18 protein-coding genes and 7 tRNA genes are annotated in these 21473 nt (G+C 41.8%); 17 read left to right on the forward strand and 8 right to left on the reverse strand.

Annotation, left to right across the window (positions count from 1 at the left end; translation table 11 throughout):
* Positions 1 to 21 precede the first annotated feature (21 nt).
* The gene (gloB, locus tag L1267_RS11405; protein ID WP_235382897.1) at positions 22 to 795 is read right to left on the reverse strand and encodes a hydroxyacylglutathione hydrolase; all 774 of its coding nucleotides are present in this window, start codon (positions 793 to 795) and stop codon (positions 22 to 24) included.
* Positions 796 to 848: 53 nt separating this feature from the next.
* Here gloB and L1267_RS11410 point away from each other — a divergent pair, with 53 nt between their 5' ends.
* Positions 849 to 1607: a class I SAM-dependent methyltransferase gene (locus L1267_RS11410; protein ID WP_235382898.1), complete on the forward strand. Its 759-nt coding sequence runs from the start codon at positions 849 to 851 to the stop codon at positions 1605 to 1607.
* Here L1267_RS11410 and L1267_RS11415 read toward each other — a convergent pair.
* The gene (locus L1267_RS11415) at positions 1578 to 2441 is read right to left on the reverse strand and encodes an MBL fold metallo-hydrolase (protein ID WP_135924157.1); all 864 of its coding nucleotides are present in this window, start codon (positions 2439 to 2441) and stop codon (positions 1578 to 1580) included. The genes L1267_RS11410 and L1267_RS11415 overlap by 30 nt on opposite strands.
* Before the next feature lie 90 nt (positions 2442 to 2531).
* Positions 2532 to 2999 (reverse strand): ribonuclease HI, encoded by a 468-nt coding sequence (gene rnhA / locus L1267_RS11420; RefSeq protein WP_054561796.1) that lies wholly within the window; start codon positions 2997 to 2999, stop codon positions 2532 to 2534.
* Positions 3000 to 3067: 68 nt separating this feature from the next.
* Here rnhA and dnaQ point away from each other — a divergent pair, with 68 nt between their 5' ends.
* From dnaQ to L1267_RS11470, 10 genes are all read left to right on the forward strand, one after another.
* Positions 3068 to 3778: a DNA polymerase III subunit epsilon gene (gene dnaQ, locus L1267_RS11425; protein WP_135924158.1), complete on the forward strand. Its 711-nt coding sequence runs from the start codon at positions 3068 to 3070 to the stop codon at positions 3776 to 3778.
* Between the two features lie 45 nt (positions 3779 to 3823).
* Positions 3824 to 5161: a TIGR03503 family protein gene (locus tag L1267_RS11430; RefSeq protein ID WP_235382929.1), complete on the forward strand. Its 1338-nt coding sequence runs from the start codon at positions 3824 to 3826 to the stop codon at positions 5159 to 5161.
* A gap of 98 nt (positions 5162 to 5259) precedes the next feature.
* Positions 5260 to 5336: transfer RNA gene (locus L1267_RS11435), tRNA-Asp, on the forward strand.
* Between the two features lie 27 nt (positions 5337 to 5363).
* Positions 5364 to 5440 (forward strand) — tRNA-Asp (locus tag L1267_RS11440).
* Between the two features lie 41 nt (positions 5441 to 5481).
* Positions 5482 to 5558: transfer RNA gene (locus L1267_RS11445), tRNA-Asp, on the forward strand.
* A gap of 31 nt (positions 5559 to 5589) precedes the next feature.
* A tRNA-Asp gene (locus L1267_RS11450) sits at positions 5590 to 5666 on the forward strand.
* 37 nt (positions 5667 to 5703) lie between these two features.
* Positions 5704 to 5780 (forward strand) — tRNA-Asp (locus L1267_RS11455).
* Between the two features lie 31 nt (positions 5781 to 5811).
* Positions 5812 to 5888, forward strand: a tRNA-Asp gene (locus L1267_RS11460).
* Between the two features lie 50 nt (positions 5889 to 5938).
* Positions 5939 to 6015, forward strand: a tRNA-Asp gene (locus tag L1267_RS11465).
* Positions 6016 to 6252: 237 nt separating this feature from the next.
* Positions 6253 to 6972 carry a helix-turn-helix domain-containing protein gene (locus L1267_RS11470; RefSeq protein ID WP_235382899.1) on the forward strand — a complete coding sequence of 240 codons (720 nt, stop codon included), beginning with the start codon at positions 6253 to 6255 and terminating at the stop codon, positions 6970 to 6972.
* Positions 6973 to 6995: 23 nt separating this feature from the next.
* Here L1267_RS11470 and L1267_RS11475 read toward each other — a convergent pair whose 3' ends face one another.
* Positions 6996 to 7460 (reverse strand): sel1 repeat family protein, encoded by a 465-nt coding sequence (locus L1267_RS11475; RefSeq protein ID WP_054551621.1) that lies wholly within the window; start codon positions 7458 to 7460, stop codon positions 6996 to 6998.
* Positions 7461 to 7581: 121 nt separating this feature from the next.
* On the opposite strand from L1267_RS11475, the gene L1267_RS11480 reads away from it, so the two are divergent.
* On the forward strand, positions 7582 to 8874 hold the full coding sequence (locus L1267_RS11480; protein WP_168246726.1) for an NCS2 family permease: 1293 nt from the start codon (positions 7582 to 7584) through the stop codon (positions 8872 to 8874).
* A gap of 38 nt (positions 8875 to 8912) precedes the next feature.
* Here the strand turns inward: L1267_RS11480 and L1267_RS11485 are convergent, their stop codons facing one another.
* Positions 8913 to 9671, reverse strand: a complete 759-nt coding sequence (locus L1267_RS11485) for a hypothetical protein (protein ID WP_135924162.1) — start codon at positions 9669 to 9671, stop codon at positions 8913 to 8915.
* Positions 9672 to 9969: 298 nt separating this feature from the next.
* On the opposite strand from L1267_RS11485, the gene cysB reads away from it, so the two are divergent.
* On the forward strand, positions 9970 to 10947 hold the full coding sequence (gene cysB, locus L1267_RS11490; protein ID WP_135924163.1) for an HTH-type transcriptional regulator CysB: 978 nt from the start codon (positions 9970 to 9972) through the stop codon (positions 10945 to 10947).
* 55 nt (positions 10948 to 11002) lie between these two features.
* Here the strand turns inward: cysB and L1267_RS11495 are convergent, their stop codons facing one another.
* The 3 genes from L1267_RS11495 to pabB all read right to left on the reverse strand — a co-directional run bounded on the left by L1267_RS11495 (position 11003) and on the right by pabB (position 14472).
* Positions 11003 to 12379, reverse strand: coding sequence for an L-serine ammonia-lyase (locus L1267_RS11495; protein ID WP_135924164.1), 1377 nt, complete (start codon positions 12377 to 12379; stop codon positions 11003 to 11005).
* A gap of 153 nt (positions 12380 to 12532) precedes the next feature.
* Complete coding sequence (locus L1267_RS11500) at positions 12533 to 13111, reverse strand: NUDIX hydrolase (RefSeq protein ID WP_138556782.1); 579 nt, start codon at positions 13109 to 13111, stop codon at positions 12533 to 12535.
* Positions 13112 to 13128: 17 nt separating this feature from the next.
* Positions 13129 to 14472 (reverse strand): aminodeoxychorismate synthase component I, encoded by a 1344-nt coding sequence (gene pabB / locus L1267_RS11505; protein ID WP_235382900.1) that lies wholly within the window; start codon positions 14470 to 14472, stop codon positions 13129 to 13131.
* 181 nt (positions 14473 to 14653) lie between these two features.
* Here pabB and L1267_RS11510 point away from each other — a divergent pair, with 181 nt between their 5' ends.
* The 4 genes from L1267_RS11510 (at position 14654) to L1267_RS11525 (ending at position 21473) form a co-directional block, all read left to right on the forward strand.
* Positions 14654 to 16180, forward strand: coding sequence for a fumarate hydratase (locus L1267_RS11510; protein WP_062570698.1), 1527 nt, complete (start codon positions 14654 to 14656; stop codon positions 16178 to 16180).
* A gap of 404 nt (positions 16181 to 16584) precedes the next feature.
* The gene (locus L1267_RS11515; protein WP_135924167.1) at positions 16585 to 17625 is read left to right on the forward strand and encodes a Leu/Phe/Val dehydrogenase; all 1041 of its coding nucleotides are present in this window, start codon (positions 16585 to 16587) and stop codon (positions 17623 to 17625) included.
* Between the two features lie 127 nt (positions 17626 to 17752).
* The gene (locus L1267_RS11520) at positions 17753 to 18409 is read left to right on the forward strand and encodes a CatA-like O-acetyltransferase (RefSeq protein ID WP_268842610.1); all 657 of its coding nucleotides are present in this window, start codon (positions 17753 to 17755) and stop codon (positions 18407 to 18409) included.
* A 163-nt stretch (positions 18410 to 18572) separates the two neighbouring features.
* Positions 18573 to 21473: a ligand-binding sensor domain-containing diguanylate cyclase gene (locus tag L1267_RS11525; protein ID WP_235382901.1), complete on the forward strand. Its 2901-nt coding sequence runs from the start codon at positions 18573 to 18575 to the stop codon at positions 21471 to 21473.

The following is a 21473-nucleotide window of genomic DNA, read 5'->3' on the forward strand; positions in this document are numbered from 1 at the left end:
GTAATCGGTAGAATTACACTTTTAAAAATTATCTTTCCAGGCTCTGAGACCCGCAAAGCGTTGCCAAGGTTCAGCTAGATCAAGATTTTCTTTCAGCTCGCTTGGAAGCTCATCAGTTATGTGTGGAAAATGACAACGGATAAAGGGGTTTATTTGCCTCTCAACGCTTAATTGAGTCGGTAAACTAATTTTGCCGCTTTCTCGCAGTGCATCTACTTTATCACTGTAGTTGAGAAGGTATTCGTTATTTGGTTCAACAGCTTTTGCAAAGGCCAAGTTGGCCTGCGTGTATTCATGAGTGCAGTAGATTTTACACTCATCAGGCAGAGCTCTTAATTTACATAAAGAGTGCCACATTTGTTCAGCACTGCCTTCAAATAATCGTCCGCAGCCTGCACTAAATAAGGTATCGCCAGTAAAACTTAACTCGTCATTAATGTAACAAACATGATCGAGAGTATGCCCTGGTGTCGCAAGCACAGTAAAAGTGTAATCGTACACCGTCACCTTATCCGCTTCACAAACGCCATGGCTAATCCCTTTGAAAGGGCTGTGTCTTGGTCCGTACACCGGGATATCACGAAATGCTTTTACCAAGGCTGCAACGCCATCGGTGTGATCATAGTGATGATGGGTAATTAAAATCCCTGCGAGTGATAAGTTATTTTCGCTTAGGTAATTTAGAACGGGCTCTGCCTGTCCTGGGTCGACCACCCACGCTGTTTGTTCAGCTTCATTGCTGATGCACCAAATGTAGTTATCAGAAAAGGCTTTAATTGCTTTAACTTGCACCATGTTTAATTGCTCTATAAAGTGACAGTTAACACACAGTATAACGAGCTCAGAAAATGAAACCAGCCCTTAGTTTTCAAGAAGGTCCTAAGCCATACTCTTGGCAGCAGTTCCCTCATGGTGACTATTTACGTGCTGAAATTGAACGTAAGCTAACACCATGGCTGCCGCGCATGTTTGGTTATCACATGCTCAAACTCGGTAATTTAAGTGGTGAGCTGGCAACCAGTGAAAGTCCTATTAAGCATCAAGTTTGCGTAGCAGAGCAGGGCTTATTTACCGGTGTTATTGCTGATGTAGACGAGTTACCGTTTTATGAGCACAGTGTTGATGCCTGCATATTATCGCACTGTTTAGAATATCATTCTGATCCGCACCATATCTTACGTGAAGCGCATCGTACTTTGATCCCCGGTGGTTACATCGTGATCACAGGCTTTAACCCGTTTAGTTTGTGTGGATTGGCGCAATTATTACCTTTTAGCCGCCAAAAGCTACCGTGGACAGGGCGGTTTTTTACGCCATCACGAGTAAAAGATTGGTTGAATTTATTAGGCTTTGAAATAATCTCTGATGAGCGTTATATCCATTCATCGCTTGCAAGAGGTAACCGCTTATCGCGCTTTGCTGCGTGGCGCAGCTTTGGCCAGCAATATTTAAAGCCAATGGGCAGTGTGTATATGCTGGTGGCTAGAAAGCGTGTGGCCCCGCTGACACCAATTAAACCTAAATGGCATGCAAGGCCGCAATTTTCGCCAGTGAAAGGAGCAGGGCTTAGACAAACATCAAAGCAGCACTGTGAGCGGGATAGCTAGATAATGCTGTTGCGTGTCTGTTTTACTTGGATACTGACCTGCACGAATATTTAATTGAATAGCAGGATGCAGTAGTTTTGGCACTGCCAAGGTTGCATCGCGGTTTTCACGTGTTGCAATAAAATCTTGTTTATCTCCTTTTAAGTGAATGTTTTGCTGACGCTGCTCTTTAACCGTGGTTTTGTTTGCTAAAGGTCGACCATCAGGTTGGTAGTCATGGCACATCCAAAGCACTGTATCGTCAGGAAACGCTAAAATTTGTTGTAGTGAATCATATAATTCGCCTGCGCTGCCGCCGGGAAAGTCACAGCGTGCTGTGCCACTGTCTGGCATAAAGAAAGTGTCACCGACAAATACATTGCCATCAATGTGATAGCACACACTGTCAGGAGTGTGGCCAGGCGTGGCAATCACATCAACCATGTAATTACCTAACTTAAATTGCGCTTTATTAGCAAATAAAGCATCAAAAGGCTCGCCATTACACGGCATATCCAGATTGTAAAGTTGGCTAAAGTGCTTTTGTACTTGTGTGATCCCTTCGCCAGTGCCGAGCTTGCAAGGATGTGTGGCTTGTAATTGCTGCTTTATATAACTTGCCGCAGTGATATGGTCAGCATGGGCGTGGGTTTCAAGTAGCCATTGTAATGTCAGCTGCTCAGTTTTTATGAAGCTGATGATCTCATTGGCTGTTGTAAAACTTAACTCTCCACTTGGCATATCAAAATCAGCTGGCGCATCAATCAGCAAGCAATTTTTAGTGCTTTCACAACTGACTAAATAACAGAGAGTGGCGCTTTGTTGATGAAAAAAAGAGTGAATGCGCAGAGCCATAATGAGTCCTTTATATTTCTTTATAGCCAAATCTTATAACATATAACAAAAATATAAAACGGCCTGCGCTAAGTTTCTTTCAAGGTAATTTTAATTACCGTCGTAACCTGTGTCTTCAAGTAATTGATCGCTGCCAGCGGCTTCGCGGGCTAAATCGTCAACAATTTCATTATATTTGTTGCCGCTATGGCCTTTTACCCAGCGCCATTCTACTTCGTGTTGCTGGCATGCTGCATCGAGTCGTTTCCATAAATCGACATTCTTAACTGGTTTTTTAGCTGCAGTTTTCCAGCCGCGTTTTTTCCAATTTTCGACCCATGACTCAATGCCTTGTTTCACATATTGACTATCGGTAGTAAGAATGACGTGACAAGAGCGGGTGAGGGTTTCTAGTGCAACGATAGCTGCGAGCATTTCCATCCGATTATTGGTTGTTAGGGTATAGCCTTGACTCAATTGCTTTTCGTGGCCGTTGTATCGCATCACGATGCCATACCCTCCAGGCCCTGGATTTCCTAAACATGATCCATCGGTGTAAATCTCTACGGTTTTCTGCACTGTTTTACCTTGATATTGTGTACAATAAAGTGAATATAGAAAGATACCAGAGTCAGGCTTAAGACGATATGGCACATAGACAAATAGTTTTAGATACAGAAACCACGGGTATTGACCCAAAGCAAGGCCACCGCATCATTGAAATCGGTTGTGTTGAACTTGTGAATCGCCGTCTTACTGGCAACAACTTTCATGTGTACATCAATCCACAACGTGAAATAGAAGAAGAAGCGATAGACGTACACGGTATCACCAATGAATTTTTGCGTGATAAACCTTTGTACCACCAAATTGCCCATGAGTTTTTAGAGTATATTCGTGGCGCAGAGCTTGTTATTCATAACGCTGCGTTCGATATCGGCCACATGGACAACGAGTTTGCATTGTTAAATCAAGGTTTTCCGAATACTGCCGATGTATGTAGTGTACTTGATACCTTGAAAATGGCGCGTGACTTGCATCCAGGTCAAAAGAATAACCTTGATGCGCTTTGTCGCCGCTATGATATTGATAACTCAAAGCGTACTTTACACGGCGCATTACTGGATTCCGAGATTCTAGCAGATGTTTACTTGGCAATGACCGGTGGACAAGTAAAGCTGAACCTCAATCAAAATAAAGATGAAGGCTCAACACATCAAACGGGTGGTATTCGTCGTCTTAGTGCCGACAGAGCACCCCTTGTGGTATTAAGAGCAACCGAACAAGAGCAAGCTGCCCATGAAGAACGTTTAGATTTAGTGGCAAAGGGTGGTCAATGTTTATGGCGTGCAGAATAAGGTAATGAAATGAGAAAACAGCTACTAGCAGGAATACTGTGCTTAATGCCTTGTATGGGATTTGCAACAGCACAAGATAAGATAACGCCATTAGCTCGGGATGGGGTTAAAAATGAAATTCCTCTGTTAGAAAACCGTTTTCGCATCGATCATAAAATCGATAAAGTAACCTTACTGTTCTTTCGTAACCGCGGTGCACCTGCCGTTGTATTGGTTCGTCCTGATGGGACTAAGTATTACGCCACAGACTCAGTGAAAAATCATGATCTTGATTGGTATGATGAGCTCAGTTATGACTTAGTCACTATTACTAATCCTATGCCGGGCCCATGGCAGGTTGTTGGCAAAATCTTGCCAGGAAGCCGTATTATGGTGATGGGAGAAATTGAATTAGATGTAGATCCTTTACCGCCGATGCTATTTCGCGGAGAGACAGTGAAACTGACTGGTCGCGTATTAAATGATGGAGAACCCATCGAAGTGGGGCAGTTTCGTGATGTGATTAGTTTGAATGTCGATTTTGTCAGTACTAATAATAGTGATTACTCAAACTTTGGTGCCGGTACGCAAAGTGTCACTGAGTTTAGAGATGATGGCCGTGGTTTTGATGAGCGCCCGCTTGATGGCGTATTTACTGGCGAATTTAAACTGACGTTTCCTGCAGGTGAGTGGCAACCAGAGCTATATATAGAAACGCCTATATTAAAGCGTACCGTGGTGCAAAAGCCAATTGTGGTGCATGAGCCGCCTTTTGATTATGAAGTAGCACTTGCTGAGCAAGATGAAGATGACCACATTTTAACGATCACCTTAAATCCTGAAATCGTCAAACCTGAAACCGTGCTCATTCAGGGGAAAATCTATTATCCGAATAATGAAGAGCAAATGTTCTCAATTGATGCGGATAAATCACAAATGCGCGAACTTGCAATTAAAAATTATGACTGGGGTAGATACAGTGTTGAGCTATCTGTATTTGGTAGCAATATAAATGACCGTGAATTTATGGCTACTTTACCAACTTATAAATTTGAAATTGAGCGACCCATTGAAGCTGTACCAGAAATTGTTCGCCCTGAAATCGATTTAGAAGCCCAAGCTGAGCAGCAACGAATTATTGAAGAGGAACAAAAAGCGTCCACTACACTAATGGTGATACTCATTGTTGTTGGAAATTTAATCGTTCTACTGTTAGGGTGGCTAGCGATTCGAATTTTTGTGCAGAAAAAACCACTTAAATTTAAAGTTTCTTTGCCATTTTTAAAGAAAAAAAATAAAACTGAAAATGATGAGCAAGCAGCGAAAGAAAATGAAGTCGGCAAAAATGGCTCAAAAAATGACAAATCAGGTGAAATTTTAAACCTTTCGATGTCAGATGACTAAAAAACCTGTAAAAATACAAAAAACCCCTTGACGAACCAGAGGGTGATTCGTATTATTCACGCCGCTGTCAGGGGAGACTCAGTCAGCAACGAAAATGTGGAGTGGTAGTTCAGTTGGTTAGAATACCGGCCTGTCACGCCGGGGGTCGCGGGTTCGAGTCCCGTCCACTCCGCCAATTTTCGACAATTTGTAAGTACGCGCTGGAGTGGTAGTTCAGTTGGTTAGAATACCGGCCTGTCACGCCGGGGGTCGCGGGTTCGAGTCCCGTCCACTCCGCCAATTACTTACACAACGTTTGGTTGTAAAACATTTTCCTTTGCGGAGTGGTAGTTCAGTTGGTTAGAATACCGGCCTGTCACGCCGGGGGTCGCGGGTTCGAGTCCCGTCCACTCCGCCAATAGGAAAAAATAAATAGCATTAAATACTGCGGAGTGGTAGTTCAGTTGGTTAGAATACCGGCCTGTCACGCCGGGGGTCGCGGGTTCGAGTCCCGTCCACTCCGCCACTATTTAAACGCTATTTTATTACAAAATTTGTATCGCGGAGTGGTAGTTCAGTTGGTTAGAATACCGGCCTGTCACGCCGGGGGTCGCGGGTTCGAGTCCCGTCCACTCCGCCAACAAATTAAGTAATAACAATGATATCTCTGCGGAGTGGTAGTTCAGTTGGTTAGAATACCGGCCTGTCACGCCGGGGGTCGCGGGTTCGAGTCCCGTCCACTCCGCCATTTGATATCATAAACAAATTAAGTGCATTACCCCATGCACATACCACTGCGGAGTGGTAGTTCAGTTGGTTAGAATACCGGCCTGTCACGCCGGGGGTCGCGGGTTCGAGTCCCGTCCACTCCGCCATTTGTTTTCCTCAAACAAATGATTAAATAAGTTTTTACATCACACCTTACTATTTACTTATACTGACAACGTATCTCGTATCTCGTATCTCGTATCTCGTATCTCGTATCTCGTATCTCGTATCTCGTATCTTTCATCCTATCTTGCTAATATTCTTCATTATTCCTATTTATTCAGCTTTTTATATCTGCATGAATAGCAAAGAATGGCGGCTCCACAACAAAAAGGAAATGCGTTATGAGTACATTCGGAACACAACTAAAACACTATCGCAGTGAGCTAAAACTGAGCCAACCAGAATTTGCAGAGCAAGTTGGAATAGAGCAAAGTTACCTTTCAAAACTTGAGAACGATAAATCAGTGCCTTCGAATGACACATTTCGTTCAATATTAACGGCGCTCAATCTAACAATTTGCGACTTTATGGAGCCATTAAAACATTCTGTAGATAAAGCTCGGTTGATTAATGTGCCTGACATTGAAGCTTGGTATAAGCAACAAAGTAATAAGCAATTCATTAAGCAGCGTTCACTCGTCTATATTGCCATACTGTTAAGTGCGCTAGGCTGTGCCATGTTTTATTTAGGGCATCAAGAAAAGCTATTCAATACAAAATTCTATGAGTACAAATCATATGGTGTGGTGAAAGATAATGAACCAGATGGCATTTTTCATGATTGGCGTATGCTCGTAGAACAAAGCAGCGAGAAAATAGATGCTAAACGTCGTGAAATGATTAGCAGGCATGATTTTAAATTTATTATCTCAGCGGACTATAAAGGTTTTTCGTTTGTAGAATCTGGCGAGCAAGGCAGGCGTTTATATAACCTTACTTCAAAAACACCTGTTATCAAGCCCCATAAAGGCCATGTGTGGCTTGAGTTTATAGGTATCTTATTGTTTGTAGTTGGTGCAGGTCTCATAACATTTGAGAGTAAACTGACAAGAGTGCATTAATGAGTTGTAGAACCTGACGCGTGTTAGCTTGCGTCAGGATCGCGAGGAATTAAATGTGCAAATTGCTGCTGGTGGATTTGTTCATATAGAGTAGCTGCATAGCTTTGCGCATCATGTAATCTGCGCGTACTGATGTGTTTTCGAAGATCATCAAGTGCAGCCGTTGCAGGTTCATAACCTTGGCTACTGGCCAGACTTAGCCACACTGCGCCATGAAAAACACTATGTGGAACACCTTGCCCTTTGATGAAAAACAGCCCCATATAAAATTGCGCCCTATGGTTGCCCGCCATAGCTGCTAAGCGCATCCATTTGGCAGCAAGGGGAGGCTGTTCATTTTTTAAATAATACAAAGCTTTGTTTAGTACGTTTTCAACAGATTGAGTACTTTTATTTGGCGCCGACCCTTTATCGGGTTGGGTTATAAAGGCAAGTACATTATCAAGCTGTTGCTCTAAATCTAAGCCTACTGGCGAATTATCAGACATAGTTTAGTTATTTTCTTGAAATAAAAGACCTTATTAGTTTAGAACATTGCAAGGTAAAATGTCCTCTTATTGAGATAAAATATGATAAAATTAGCCAATTAATCTCAACTTAAAGTTAAACATGTTCGAAAGACTTTTCAAAATCACTGAAAATAACACGTCTGTGCGCCGCGAGACTATTGCTGGCATCACAACATTCATTACCATGGTTTACATTGTATTTGTTAACCCTGCAATGCTTGCAGAAGCGGGAATGGATCAAGGTGCCGCATTCGTAGCAACTTGTATTGCTGCTGCAATTGGTTGTTTTATCATGGGCTTATGGGCAAACTATCCATTAGCACTGGCACCGGGTATGGGCTTAAACGCGTTCTTTACCTATGGTGTAGTGCTTGGTATGGGCTACACTTGGCAAGCCGCACTTGGTGCAGTATTTATGTCTGGCTGTATATTTTTGTGTTTAAGCCTATTTAAGGTGCGAGAGTGGATCATTGATGCGATCCCTCTGGTATTAAAGCGTGCGATTGCCACAGGTATTGGTGCTTTCTTAGCGCTTATTGCACTAAAAAATGCCGGTATTATTGTAGCAAGTCCTGCAACCTTAGTGCAGTTAGGCGATATCACAGCTCCTGGTCCTTTACTGGCTATCTTTAGCTTTTTTGTTATTGCGGCTCTTCTATACCGCGACATGAAAAGCGGCGTGCTAATTAGCATTTTATTGGTTACGGCTATCGCCCTTGGCTTAGACCTTGTGGAGTATCAAGGGATTATTTCAATGCCACCTTCAATTGCGCCAACCTTTATGCAACTGGATTTTGCTGCAGCATTAGAAATTTCAATGTTAACGGTAATCTTTGCCTTCTTATTTGTTGATTTGTTTGATACTTCAGGCACCTTGGTTGCTGTAACGCAAAAGGCAGGTCTTGCTGATGAGCAAGGTAAAATGCCACGCCTAGGTCGTGCGTTAAGTGCCGACAGCACAGCAACGATTGCAGGCTCAATGCTTGGTACTTCAACGACAACGTCATACATTGAATCTGTAGCGGGTGTGTCTGTAGGTGGTCGTACAGGTCTTACAGCTGTTGTTGTGGGTATTTGTTTCTTGTTAATGATGTTCTTTGCACCACTAGCCGGGATGATCCCTGCGTATGCAACGGCAGGTGCGATTTTGTATGTTGCTGTTTTAATGATGCAAAACTTAAAGCTGGTAAATTGGGATGATATGACAGATGCCATTCCAGTGAGCGTGGTATTATTAATGACGCCGTTAACTTTCTCGATTGCGCACGGTATCGCACTGGGTTTTATTTCGTATACTGCGGTGAAGTTGGTATGTGGTAAAAAAGATGAAATCAGTATTAGTGTGTGGGTGTTAACAGCATTGTTTATTGTTAAGTTCGCGTTTTTATCTTAAACACCAACTAAATAAAGAAAGCACAAAGAAAAAGTGGTTTACCACTTTTTCTTTGGTGCGAATAACACGTCTAAGTCGTCTTGCTCTTGCTCTGCTTTTTTCTTAAGTGACGTTGCATTAGATGCTTTCAGTTCAGAGCTTATCGCTTCTAAGTAATTCTCAACTTCTTGTTTTTTACTATTAACATATTCATCGCTATAACTAACAGATGATAGTGTTGCGAGTGCTTTTTCAAAGTATTGTCTCGCAGAGCCAACCATATTGGCAGAGCGAGCAGACATACCTCGCTTAATTTGGCTTTCGACATTAATACGTAATTGAAGTTTTTCCAGACGTTTATCTTCGGCAACAAAAACTTGGCTATCGACTTTGCCTTTACCATGTTCAGAGCGAAGTAAGGTACGCAGTTTCTTTATACCCTGGATAAGTGAAATAAGTTGTTTGTCGTTATCTGGTAATACTAACGCTTCTGTGTTGTTGACTTCGAGAGGAGCGGTTAAGCGTTCTTTTGATTCTTTTAAACGATTTTTTAATTCTCTTGAGTTTGGCGAAAGTTGCACCATGCTTGCTAGTGCATCATAAATACGTCGTTGAATAATGCGTAAGGTGTTTTCAGACATAGGGATGTTCGTACTGTTAAGAAGTACATCTTCTGCCTCTTCGATAATTTTTTTTTGTTTTGTTAGTTCTTTGCGGCGCTCAGCTTCTTGTTTTTCTTTGTGTTGCTGCACAGCACTTACCCACAGTGCGATTACGATTAATGCAACAATGAGCATGATGATGATAGAAACAATCATTACTAAATCTCAGTTTTAACTATCTAATTTTTTTATCTTACATTAAAAAGATTAGATCTGGATAGTTTTGCGGTTACTTATCTAGAATAAACTTCTGATGTTTACTACTTTTTAATGAGTATAGCGTTAAAGCAGCATCTTTATTGAATATTTTGCGAGTAAACACGGCTACCGAGCAGTAATTTATTGTGTTAGCCTTAGAAACAATCGATATAAAAGTATAGCGCGATGAAATATCACTTGGCATTGCGCTTTGCAGCCTTTATAAATAAACAATAACAACGTTTACAATGCAGCCATGAAATTACAACAACTCAGATATATAGTCGAAGTCCAAAATCATAAACTAAATGTTTCAGCGACAGCAGAAAGTTTATTTACTTCTCAACCGGGGATCTCAAAGCAGGTACGTATGCTTGAAGATGAGCTCGGCGTACAAATTTTTGGTCGTAGTGGTAAACACCTTACGCACGTAACCAGTGCGGGTAACGAAATTATTAATATTTCACGCGAGATACTATCAAAAGTTGAGGGTATTAAAGCGGTTGCCAATGAACATACTTTACCGGATCAAGGTAAGCTAAACATTGCTACAACACATACCCAAGCACGTTATGCATTACCCAATGTTATTCAGGGCTTTATGAAAAAATACCCTGCAGTATCGTTGCACATGCATCAAGGTACGCCGCAGCAAATTTCAGACGCCGCAGCACGCGGTGACGCAGACTTTGCCATTGCAACAGAGGCTTTGCATTTGTACTCTGATCTAGTGATGCTGCCATGTTATCACTGGAATCGCAGTATCGTTGTTGCAAAAACACATCCACTGGCGCAAAAGGCTGATAACTTAACAGTTGCAGATGTTGCTAAATATCCCCTTATAACTTATGTGTTTGGTTTTACAGGTCGATCTGAATTAGATAAAGCTTTTAATGCTCATGGGCTTGAGCCGCATATTGTATTTACTGCAACGGACGCGGATGTAATCAAAACCTATGTGCGTTTAGGACTTGGAGTGGGGGTTGTAGCATCAATGGCCATTGACCAAGTAACTGATAATGATTTGGTGTGTATTGATGCAAGCCACTTATTTGAAGCCAGTACCACTAAAATTGGTTTTAGAAAAGGCAGTTTCTTACGCAGCTACATGTATGACTTTATCGAGCGTTTTGCACCACACTTAACTAAAGAGTTAGTTGAGCGAGCAAGTTTATTACGTAACCAAGAAGATGTTGATAAGCTCTTCGAAAATATTGAGTTACCAGTAAAATAGAGATAAAAAAGCCGCTTTAAAGCGGCTTTTTTATGTGCTGAAGACGTGCTGTAAATTAACACTCGATGATATTAACCGCCAAGCCACCGCGAGCGGTTTCTTTGTATTTGGTTTTCATATCATTACCTGTGTCGAGCATGGTTTTAATTACCTTATCAAGGGTCACTTTTTGCTCGCCAGAGCCACGCATTGCAAGGCGTGACGCATTGATTGCTTTTATAGCACCCATCGCATTACGTTCAATACACGGTACTTGCACAAGACCACCAACAGGGTCACAGGTAAGACCTAGATTGTGCTCCATGCCGATTTCAGCAGCGTTCTCAACTTGCACAACATTACCACCCATTATTTCAGTTAGTGCGCCAGCCGCCATTGAGCAAGCAACACCCACTTCGCCTTGGCAACCTACTTCAGCACCCGAAATTGAGGCATTCTTTTTATACAAAATACCAATTGCCGCAGCTGTTAATAAATAACGGGTGGCAATATCTCGGTCTACTTCTTTAATGAAAGTGTGATAATACATCAATACCGCTGGTAAAATACCTGCAGCACCATTGGTTGGTGCGGTAACAACACGGCCGCCAGCTGCATTTTCTTCGTTCACAGCAAGGGCAAATAAATCAACCCAATCCATAGCGCGAAGCGGGTCGTTGTTAACCTCAATATTTAATTTAAGGTGTAAGCTAGGTGCACGACGTTTTACTTTTAAGCCGCCCGGTAAGATACCTTCTGTGCGCATACCACGTTCAATACAGGCTTTCATGACTTGCCAAATATTAAACAGCTCATCTTTGATGTCTTTTTCACTACGAAGAGTTTTTTCGTTATGCATCATAAGCGTTGATACACTAAACCCTGATTCGCGACACAGCTCTAATAACTCTTTAGCAGTATTGAATGGGTAAGGTGCTGGGTTTTCTTCGCGGATTTCGAGCGCTTTTTGTTTTTCGTTCTCGAACTCTTCATCACTTACGATAAAGCCACCACCGATTGAGTAATACACCTTACTAAAAAGTTTTTCGCCATTTTGGCTCGCAATGATTTCCATCGCATTTGAATGCTTTGGTAATGTTTTACGACGATGGAATACAATCGCACCTTGCTTTGGGAAATTAGCTTTATGGCTTTGGTTTAAGTAAATAACCTGTTCTTTTTCGATTTTCGCGAGAATATCATCGACTAAATCAGCATCAATGGTTTCTGGATCATAACCGGCAAGGCCTAAGATCACGGCTTTACCTGAGCCATGGCCAATGCCCGTTTGGCCTAATGAACCAAACAGCTCTACTTTAATATCGGTGACGTTTGTAAGTATGTTTTTTTCTTCTAATTCGTTTACAAATAAACGCGAAGCGCGCATTGGGCCAACTGTGTGAGATGACGATGGGCCAATACCAATACTAAACATATCGAATGCACTGATCATAATTTGCTACTCATTTTCCTATTAAACGCTATACCTAAAATGTAGTCCCCTTTACATACTTTGCTCAGTAACTTAGGGGAAGGTATATCTGTCTTTGAACGGTGCCACATGATAACGTTTCTATGTGGCTGTGTAACCCTAAAAGCAGGATAATTAAACTGGTAGGGCGAGCTGCTTGATAAAGTTGTTAATTATGCTCGCGGTTGCTCCCCAAAGTAGGCCATGCGGGGTCATCAAGCCCTGTAATATGATGGTTTTGCCATTGCGCTCAAAAGGGAGAGGTTGCCAATTTTGCTGGTTGCTCAAATGTGATATCGGTAGCAAAAAACTGGCGGCCACTTCATTAGGATCTGCTTGCCATGTAGTGCCTTTACTAAGTACACAAACAAATGGTTCAATAGTGAAACCAGTTAGAGTCGCATATTGGTGTAATTTACCGTGAACAGTCACTTGATGTGTCGCAATGTTGAGCTCTTCATTAAGCTCTCGAAGGGCAGTGTGCATTAAAGTGTCATCTTGCTCTTCATACTTACCACCCGGTAAGCAAATCTCCCCCGGGTGATGAAGTAAATAACTTGGTCGTTTGCACAGCAATAAATGCGCTTCGTCGTTAACATCAAGCAGAGGGAGCATTACGGCACTGGCACGCTTTTCGGCATTAAAGCGTATGGTGGTAGGGCGCTCTGTGGTTTGACTTAAACTAAAGCGGGCAATTATTTGCTGACTATTCAAGGCTTTTACTTCAACTTTTACTTTAATAAAGGCAGTATTTTATTTACTTTATCGTAAGTTTCTTGGTACTCCAAGTCGACCTTTGAATCAGCCACTATGCCACCGCCAGCCCAACAATAGATAGCACCTTGATGGCATACTAAAGTACGGATTGTGATACTGGTATCCATATTGCCACAGGCACTTAAATAGCCAATTGAACCACAATACACACTACGGCGATGCGGCTCGAGCTCTTCTATAATTTCCATAGCGCGAATTTTCGGTGCTCCGGTAATTGAGCCACCCGGGAAAGCGGCATGAATTTGGTCAACGGCATCTTTACCCTCGGCTAATTCTGCGCGCACTGTACTTACTAAATGGTGTACCGCAGGAAAGCTTTCAATGGCAAATAGCGATGGTACAGTCACGCTACCAGGACGGGCAACTTTGCCTAAATCGTTGCGCAGTAGATCAACAATCATGACATTTTCTGCGCGGTCTTTTTCTGATTGCTGTAAACGAGTTGCTTGCGCTTGGTCTTGCTCTGAGTCAGCTAAGCGTGGCAGGGTTCCTTTAATCGGCTTGGTTTCAATTTGCCCTTGATTTATCGAGATAAAGCGCTCAGGTGAGATAGATAAAATAGCGCCATCTGGGTGATTGATATAGCTTGAAAACGGTGCTTTATTCGCTTCTCGAAGTTGTTTATAGGCTTGCCATGTTGAACCTGAAAACTCAGCTTTGAATCGTTGTGCAAGGTTGATCTGGTAACAGTCACCGCTTTTTAAATAAGCTTGAATTTTCTCGAACTTTTCGCTGTAGCTGGCTTTGCTCATGTTTGACTGCCAGTCGCTCTGCAGCGCAAACTCTGCACTTGCTGGTGTTTCGTTAAGATGCTGCTGGTATAGCGCTAAGCGATTGTGATTTGGCTGACAAACGTAAAACCAGCTTTGTTGTTGCTTATCAAAAATAAGGGCATCAGGATAAAGGCCAACAGCCATTTGCGGCATGTTAATGTCGTTTTCGGCATTACTCGGCATGGTTTCAATCACGCGGCCTAAATCATAACCAAAATAGCCAAGCCAACCACCCGTAAAAGGTAGGTTATTCGTGCTTGGTGCGTTATTAAATTCCTGAAGGCCCGCTTTCATTAAATTAAAACAATCACTCGATTGTTGCTTACCGTCGATAAAGCAATGATTTTCGCGCACCTCTAATTGCTTTAGCGGCGCAATGGCAATGATATCAAAGCGACTATTTACATGTTCACTGTTAGCTGAATCAAGCAACACGGCATGGGGCAAATGAGCAAAATGACTAAATAGCGCGATGCAATCACCGCTTAAATCTAATTTAATGCACAAATTTTCATCGTTTATCATCTACATTGCCCTGAATAACTAGCCCGAAACGGGCGAGGAGGGTATCATAAGTTAAATTTGATTGGCAGCGTTATGATTTCCTTTATAGTGGTGCCATGACTAACCCGTAGAGTAAATCTTCGTCACCGGTTTACTCAGGATCACGTACAGCGCTACGCGATAAAAACTTAAGGAACCCGTAATGAGTACAATTCGTCAGCAAGACTTCATTGATAGCATTGAAGATGCATTGCAATACATTTCTTTTTATCACCCTCTCGATTTCGTACAAGCCTTAGAAAAAGCTTACAACAAAGAGCAAAGCAAAGCGGCAAAAGATGCCATTGCGCAAATTTTAATTAACTCTCGTATGTCTGCTGAAGGTAAACGTCCACTGTGCCAAGATACCGGTATCATTACCTGTTTTGTAAAAGTAGGTATGGATGTTAAGTGGGATAAAACAGACATGACTGTACAGCAAATGGTTGATGAAGGTACACGTCGCGCATACTTAAACCCAGATAACCCGTTACGTGCATCAATTGTTGCAGACCCTGCTGGTACGCGTAAAAACACCAAAGACAACACACCTTCAGTTGTTCATATCGACTTAGTGCCAGGCGCTGAAGTTGAAGTAATGGTGGCAGCTAAAGGTGGCGGCTCAGAAAATAAAACGAAAATGGTTATGCTTAACCCATCTGATGATGTGGCTGCATGGGTTGAAAAAACATTACCAACAATGGGTGCGGGCTGGTGTCCACCTGGCATGCTAGGTATAGGTATTGGTGGTACTGCAGAAAAAGCCGCGGTACTTGCTAAAGAATCATTAATGGATCCGGTTGATATTCATGAGCTGATTGAGCGTGGCGCAGAAACAACTGAAGAAAAAATGCGTATCGATATCTTCGAACGTGCAAACAAATTAGGTATTGGCGCACAAGGTCTGGGTGGTTTAACAACAGTTGTTGACGTGAAAATCAAAACTGCACCGACTCATGCAGCATCAAAACCAGTGGTAATGATCCCGAACTGTGCAGCAACTCGTCACGTTCACTTCACATTAGATGGTTCAGGCCCAGCTGATCTTAAAGCGCCGAAACTTGAAGATTGGCCAGAAGTTACGTTTGAAGTAGGTGAAGGTACACGTCGTGTTGATTTAAACACACTGACTAAAGAAGACACACAAGAATGGAAGATGGGTGAAACGGTTCTTCTGTCTGGTACTATTTTAACGGGTCGTGACGCAGCACATAAACGTTTACAAGATATGATCCAATCAGGTGAAGGTTTACCTGAAGGCGTTGATTTTGATAACAAGTTTATCTACTACGTTGGCCCTGTTGATGCAGTGGGTGATGAAGCGGTAGGTCCTGCTGGCCCTACAACTGCAACACGTATGGATAAATTCACTGATATGATGTTAGAAAACACTGGCATCATCGGTATGATTGGTAAAGCCGAGCGTGGTCCTGCAACAGTTGAATCAATCAAGAACAATAAGTCTATTTACTTAATGGCGGTTGGTGGTGCAGCTTACCTTGTATCTAAAGCAATCAAAAAAGCACGTGTAGTGGCTTTTGAAGATTTAGGTATGGAAGCAATCTACGAGTTTGAAGTAGAAGATATGCCAGTAACGGTTGCTGTTGATAGCGAAGGCGCCAATGCGCATACGCAAGGCCCTGCTATTTGGAAAGCAAAAATCGAAGAACTTGATGGTAAATTAAAATAATCATCCTGTAAGTCTTTTAATAAAAAACGGCGCATCTGCGCCGTTTTTTTTCAGCTCTGACCAGTCTCGGCTATTTTCTCTGCATGCCCTTAAAAAGCAGATACTACTTGGCTTTATCGGCACATTTTCCTTGTCACTTTTTCTTTACGCTATACTTTACCTTTACGTTCACGTAATAAAGTTGGTGATGTTAATATTTTGTTTTGAATTAACAATGCTTAATTCAAACTTTGGTTGGTATATTTTTTCTTTTATAAGTTGTTTTTTGAGTTGTTATTTCTGTCATTGAACTTTGCTTAGTTTTATCATCTCATATGGTGGTAAGCGAGCATATGAAGTGATAAAGTCTCGGCAATTTCAGCGCTCACACCCCTTAGGGTAAGAAAATTTCGGAGTATTTAACTGTGGCTGTATTTAATAAAGTCGACTTTGATAACCACGAGCAAGTGGTGTTTTGTTCAGATAAAGAATCAGGCCTAAAAGCTATTATCGCGGTTCACAATACCAAGTTAGGTCCAGCTGTTGGTGGTTGCAGAATGTGGGATTACACAACAGATGAAGATGCTGTAACAGATGCACTTCGTTTATCAAAAGGTATGACGTATAAAAATGCTGTAGCACGTTTACCATTTGGTGGCGGTAAGTCAGTGATCATCGGTAATGCTAAAGAAATTAAATCAGAGCAACTTTTCCGTGCATTTGGTCGCCAACTAGAGCGTTTAAGCGGTAGCTACTATTCAGCTGAAGATGTAAACATCACCTGTGATGATGTGGCTATCATGAATAAAGAAACTAACTATGTATTAGGCCTTGAAGGTAAAAGTGGCAACCCATCACCATTTACGGCATACGGTACATTCTTAGGTATTAAAGCTGCTTTACAGCATCAACGTGGTCATCAAGATCTAGCTGGCATCAAAGTAGCCGTGCAAGGTTTAGGTGCAGTGGCATATGGCCTTTGTAAGCACCTACATGAAGCGGGCGCAACATTATTTGTAACAGATATCAACGAGCAAGCTGTTGAGCGTGTTGTAAATGACTTCAATGCAACGGCTGTTGGTATTGATGAAATCTACGACTTAGATGTTGATGTTTATGCACCGTGTGCACTGGGCGCAACGGTAAACGATAATACCATCCCTCGCTTAAAAGCAACGATTATTGCTGGTTGTGCGAATAACCAATTAGCAGAGTCTCGTCACGGTGAGATCATCCGTGAAAAAGGTATCTTATACGCGCCAGATTACGTTATTAACGCTGGTGGTATTATCAACGTTTACTACGAAACTGCGCCAGAAGGTTATAGTGCAGAAGCTTCAACTAAGCACGTTGAAGGTATTTACGATACCTTAACTGAAATCTTTGCTCGCTCAGAGAAAGAACAAAAATCAACACATTTAATTGCCGATGAACTAGCATTAGAAATCATCGAAAACGGTTTATAATTAATTAAATTAGTTGTTCGAAAAGGTGCGCAGGTCGCACCTTTTTTTGTGCTCGTAATTTGTCGCAACTAAGTGACGAAGCCATTTTAACTCGTTAAACTCGATTTTTAATCTTCGAGGGTCTCTTATGGATACAGCACTTTGTGAAATCACACCGATTGATTTAGATTCTTGGCCTCGAAAGCAACATTTTGCTTTTTTCAGTGAGTTTTCTTTACCTTATTTTAATGTCTGTGTTTCACTTGATATGGCTGCGCTTTATGAAAAATGTAAAAAATCGCCGTACTCATTTTTTCATACATATGTATACCTGACTTTGGAAGCGTGTCATGACTACGCCCCAATGCGGCAACGTATTATAAATTCTCTACCGGTACAACTGTCATCGGTACGAGGGAGTGTGGTTGAGCTTGCTGATGATGATACGTTCCGATTTAGTTATTTTGAAAAACAGGCGTCGATTGAAGCGTTTTCTAAACATGCTATTGAAGTGGGAAAAAACAGTAAAGTACAAGCTTTTTTCTCTGATGCATTTGCTGCAACAGAAGGGCAGCCAGACCTAATTCATATCTCAGTGCTACCATGGTTAAACTTTACTGGTTTTTCGCATGCGGTAAGTGAAGGTCACGGACTTGGTATTCCTAAGTTTGTATTCGGCCAGTTTGATTCAAAAACTGGAAAAATGCCTCTGTCGATTGACGTTCATCATGCCTTGATGGATGGACTTCATGTAGCGCAGTTTTTAAAGGTACTACAAGAAAAAATTACAAATTTTTGTAATTGATTGTTGCTAAATGTGATTAAAGTAAGTAAAAATTGCAACTAATGTAGTATTTTAGCAATTCGCTTAATTAAGTAAGTTGGTTCCATTCGGGGTTTTGCTTAACCCTGAACCTATAAAACTACATCACTGAAAAGAATGATAATAAATATCAGGGTCTTAGTTTATGGTGCGGGTAGTTAGCTGTATTTTACTTTTCTTGTGTTTCAATGCTTTTGCAGATTCTGCACGCCTCTCTCTCAGTGATTATTTTACCGAGACTTGGAGTACACCGGCAGGCCTTCCACATAACAGCATAAATTCAGTTACACAAACAAATGACGGTTATATTTGGATAGCAACTTGGGAAGGGCTCGCTCGTTTCAATGGTCGTGAATTTAAACTTTTTACCCGTACAGAAATTCCCGGCTTACCTGACTCTGGATTGCGTAGCCTTATTCCGATGGATAATGGTGATTTATATATAGTTGGTGCACGAGGTGGTATTGCACAGCGAACTCAAGGGCAATGGCGCGCTTTAGCAACATCGTCAGCTATGATAAATCATGCACTTATAACTGAACAAGGTGAGATTTGGCTTGCCCTCGAAGGAGAGGGGATTGCTTATCGGGCCACAGAGCATGCACCTGAACAAAAACTACTTGATAAACTGAGTGTTTATCGCTTGTTGCAAGACCAAGAGGGCGTTATTTGGGCGGCAACCAGTGATGGCTTGTATCAAATTATAGATAGCAAGGTTAGTAAGGTTAGCCGAGATTCAGGGTTGCCCGACGCCTCCGTGTTTACTTTACTACTAACGAATTCGGGTACCTTAATTGTAGGCACCGAAAAAGGTGTATGGAAAAAGCAACAAGACAAGTTCACTTCTGTTGACCCCGTCCTTAATAAAGAATCTATCTCTAGCTTACTTGAAGATGCACATGGTGATTTATGGTTTGGTACCATTAATAAAGGGGTGTTTAGGTTAAGTGAATTGGGTTTAGAAAATTTAGCCGCTGACGATGGTTTACCAAATAATCGTATCTTATCGCTAATGCAAGATCGTGAAAAAAGCATTTGGGTCGGAACTAACGCGGGCTTATTTCGATTAAGAGAAGCCCCTTTTACAAATTGGAACAAGAGTAGAGGCCTGGCATCAAATTATGTTCGTACAGTGCTCTCTCACTCAGATGGCAGCTTGTGGGTGGGCAGTAGTAACGGCTTAAATCGTATTGAAAATGGTGAGTTAACAACGCTTGAGCAAGCTAACGACAAAGACCCTTTATCAGTTTTAAGCCTTACCGAAGATAAACAGGGAGGTGTTTGGCTTGGTACTTATACTGCGGGTTTAATGAAAGTTGCAGATAACAAAATTTATCCCGTTAAAAATCGAAGTAATGGTCTTATTAGTAACGAAGTTCGCGCGGTGCTATTTGATTCGTCTGATAACTTGTGGGTTGGGACTGCAGGTGGGTTAACTAAAATAGATACCTCAGGGCAAACATATTCATATACAACAGTCGATGGTTTAGCTGGCGACTTTATCATGGCCCTTGCTGAAGATGCTTATGGCAATATCTGGATTGGCACAGGCGTTGGCGTATCTATCTTAGATTCAGCTTCTGGACAAATCAGCTCATTAAAATTTCCTGATCAGTTTAGCACTGAGTATGCATTCGGTTTTTATTTGGATGGCGATAAAATGTGGCTCGCCACAGACCGAGGGCTAGTTCGCTACAACCTCAGCACAGATCAAATGAGTTTGTTTGGCCGAGAGCAAGGTTTACCAGTTGATAAACTGTTCCAAGTGATTGAACAAGGTGATTCACTTTGGCTTACCAGTAATCGCGGTGTCATTCAGGTTAACAAATCACAACTCAATACGTTATTAGATAACCCAGCTAAACCAATGGACGTTTCCATGCAGCTTTATGACGAAGGCGATGGCATGCTAAGTGCGCAAGCGAATGGTGGCTCAAACCCTGCTGCGGTAATACATTCTGATGGTCAAATATGGGTTGCGACCGCTAAGGGCGTTGCTATTGCAGCACCAGAGCGCTTAAAAGAGGCCAGTAAACGCCGTTTGTCGACTGTAATAGAAAGTTTTGAGGTAGATGGTAAATCAATCCCTTTAACTTCTGATACTGATTTTATTAGTTTGCCGGCAGGTGTCTCACGTGTGTCTTTTAATTACGCAGGGCTTAGTTTTATTATGCCTGCTCGGCTTAACTATCAAACTCAATTAAGTGGGTACAATCAACAATGGGTAGACCGGGGGCGTCTGACCATTACCGAGTACACAAATTTACCGCCAGGTGAATATACCTTTAAAGTGCGCGCAGGCTACCCAAATAGTGATTGGCAAAATAATGAGCAAGTATTGCATTTTAAAATTGCTCCTTATTTTTGGCAAAAAACCAGCTTTAAGTTATTTATCTTAATTGCCGTTCTTCTTACCGCGTATGTCATTTATAAATATCGACTATATCACTACAAGCGAATTGAAATCGAATTAACGGAAAAAGTTGAACAGCAAATGCATGAACTAAAAACACAAGCTGATGCATTTGCCCACTTAGCAAACCATGACCAATTAACGCAATTACCGAATAGACGCGCCTTTGATAGTTGGTTAGCAAATAACTTTAACCAGTTTCAAGATGAGGATAAAGCGCTCAGTATTGCGATTATGGATATTGATCACTTTAAACAGATTAATGATGATTTCTCTCATTTAATCGGTGATAAGGTGATTTGTGAAATCGCACGATTATTACAAATGAGTTTTCCAGATGAAGGCTATGCTGCACGATGGGGAGGTGAAGAGTTTACCTTACTATTCCCGCACAAAAATGCTGAACAAGCAGCACTGTTGTGTGAAAACATACGTTTACAGATAGCTGACTATGACTTTGCTGATATCGCAACAGGACTATGTGTTACGGTGAGCTTTGGTGTTGCAGATAATTCAAAAGTCACTGACTATGATCGATTACTATCTAATGCAGACAATGCCTTATACAGTGCTAAAAATAGCGGCCGCAACAGGGTTTTCATGCATAATAAGGGTTGCATGACACCAAGTTAA

Origin of the sequence: Pseudoalteromonas sp. OFAV1, from assembly GCF_021532595.1 — a bacterium.
Taxonomy (GTDB): domain Bacteria; phylum Pseudomonadota; class Gammaproteobacteria; order Enterobacterales; family Alteromonadaceae; genus Pseudoalteromonas; species Pseudoalteromonas lipolytica_C.

Excerpts from the sequence above, each read along its gene's own strand:
- gloB (WP_235382897.1), bottom strand. The coding sequence starts at position 795 with ATGGTGCAAGTTAAAGCAATTAAAGCCTTTTCTGATAACTACATTTGG.
- L1267_RS11410 (WP_235382898.1), top strand. The coding sequence starts at position 849 with ATGAAACCAGCCCTTAGTTTTCAAGAAGGTCCTAAGCCATACTCTTGG.
- L1267_RS11415 (WP_135924157.1), bottom strand. The coding sequence starts at position 2,441 with ATGGCTCTGCGCATTCACTCTTTTTTTCATCAACAAAGCGCCACTCTC.
- dnaQ (WP_135924158.1), top strand. The coding sequence starts at position 3,068 with ATGGCACATAGACAAATAGTTTTAGATACAGAAACCACGGGTATTGAC.
- L1267_RS11430 (WP_235382929.1), top strand. The coding sequence starts at position 3,824 with ATGCCTTGTATGGGATTTGCAACAGCACAAGATAAGATAACGCCATTA.
- L1267_RS11470 (WP_235382899.1), top strand. The coding sequence starts at position 6,253 with ATGAGTACATTCGGAACACAACTAAAACACTATCGCAGTGAGCTAAAA.
- L1267_RS11475 (WP_054551621.1), bottom strand. The coding sequence starts at position 7,460 with ATGTCTGATAATTCGCCAGTAGGCTTAGATTTAGAGCAACAGCTTGAT.
- L1267_RS11480 (WP_168246726.1), top strand. The coding sequence starts at position 7,582 with ATGTTCGAAAGACTTTTCAAAATCACTGAAAATAACACGTCTGTGCGC.
- L1267_RS11485 (WP_135924162.1), bottom strand. The coding sequence starts at position 9,671 with ATGATTGTTTCTATCATCATCATGCTCATTGTTGCATTAATCGTAATC.
- cysB (WP_135924163.1), top strand. The coding sequence starts at position 9,970 with ATGAAATTACAACAACTCAGATATATAGTCGAAGTCCAAAATCATAAA.
- L1267_RS11495 (WP_135924164.1), bottom strand. The coding sequence starts at position 12,379 with ATGATCAGTGCATTCGATATGTTTAGTATTGGTATTGGCCCATCGTCA.
- pabB (WP_235382900.1), bottom strand. The coding sequence starts at position 14,472 with ATGATAAACGATGAAAATTTGTGCATTAAATTAGATTTAAGCGGTGAT.
- L1267_RS11510 (WP_062570698.1), top strand. The coding sequence starts at position 14,654 with ATGAGTACAATTCGTCAGCAAGACTTCATTGATAGCATTGAAGATGCA.
- L1267_RS11520 (WP_268842610.1), top strand. The coding sequence starts at position 17,753 with ATGGATACAGCACTTTGTGAAATCACACCGATTGATTTAGATTCTTGG.
- L1267_RS11525 (WP_235382901.1), top strand. The coding sequence starts at position 18,573 with ATGGTGCGGGTAGTTAGCTGTATTTTACTTTTCTTGTGTTTCAATGCT.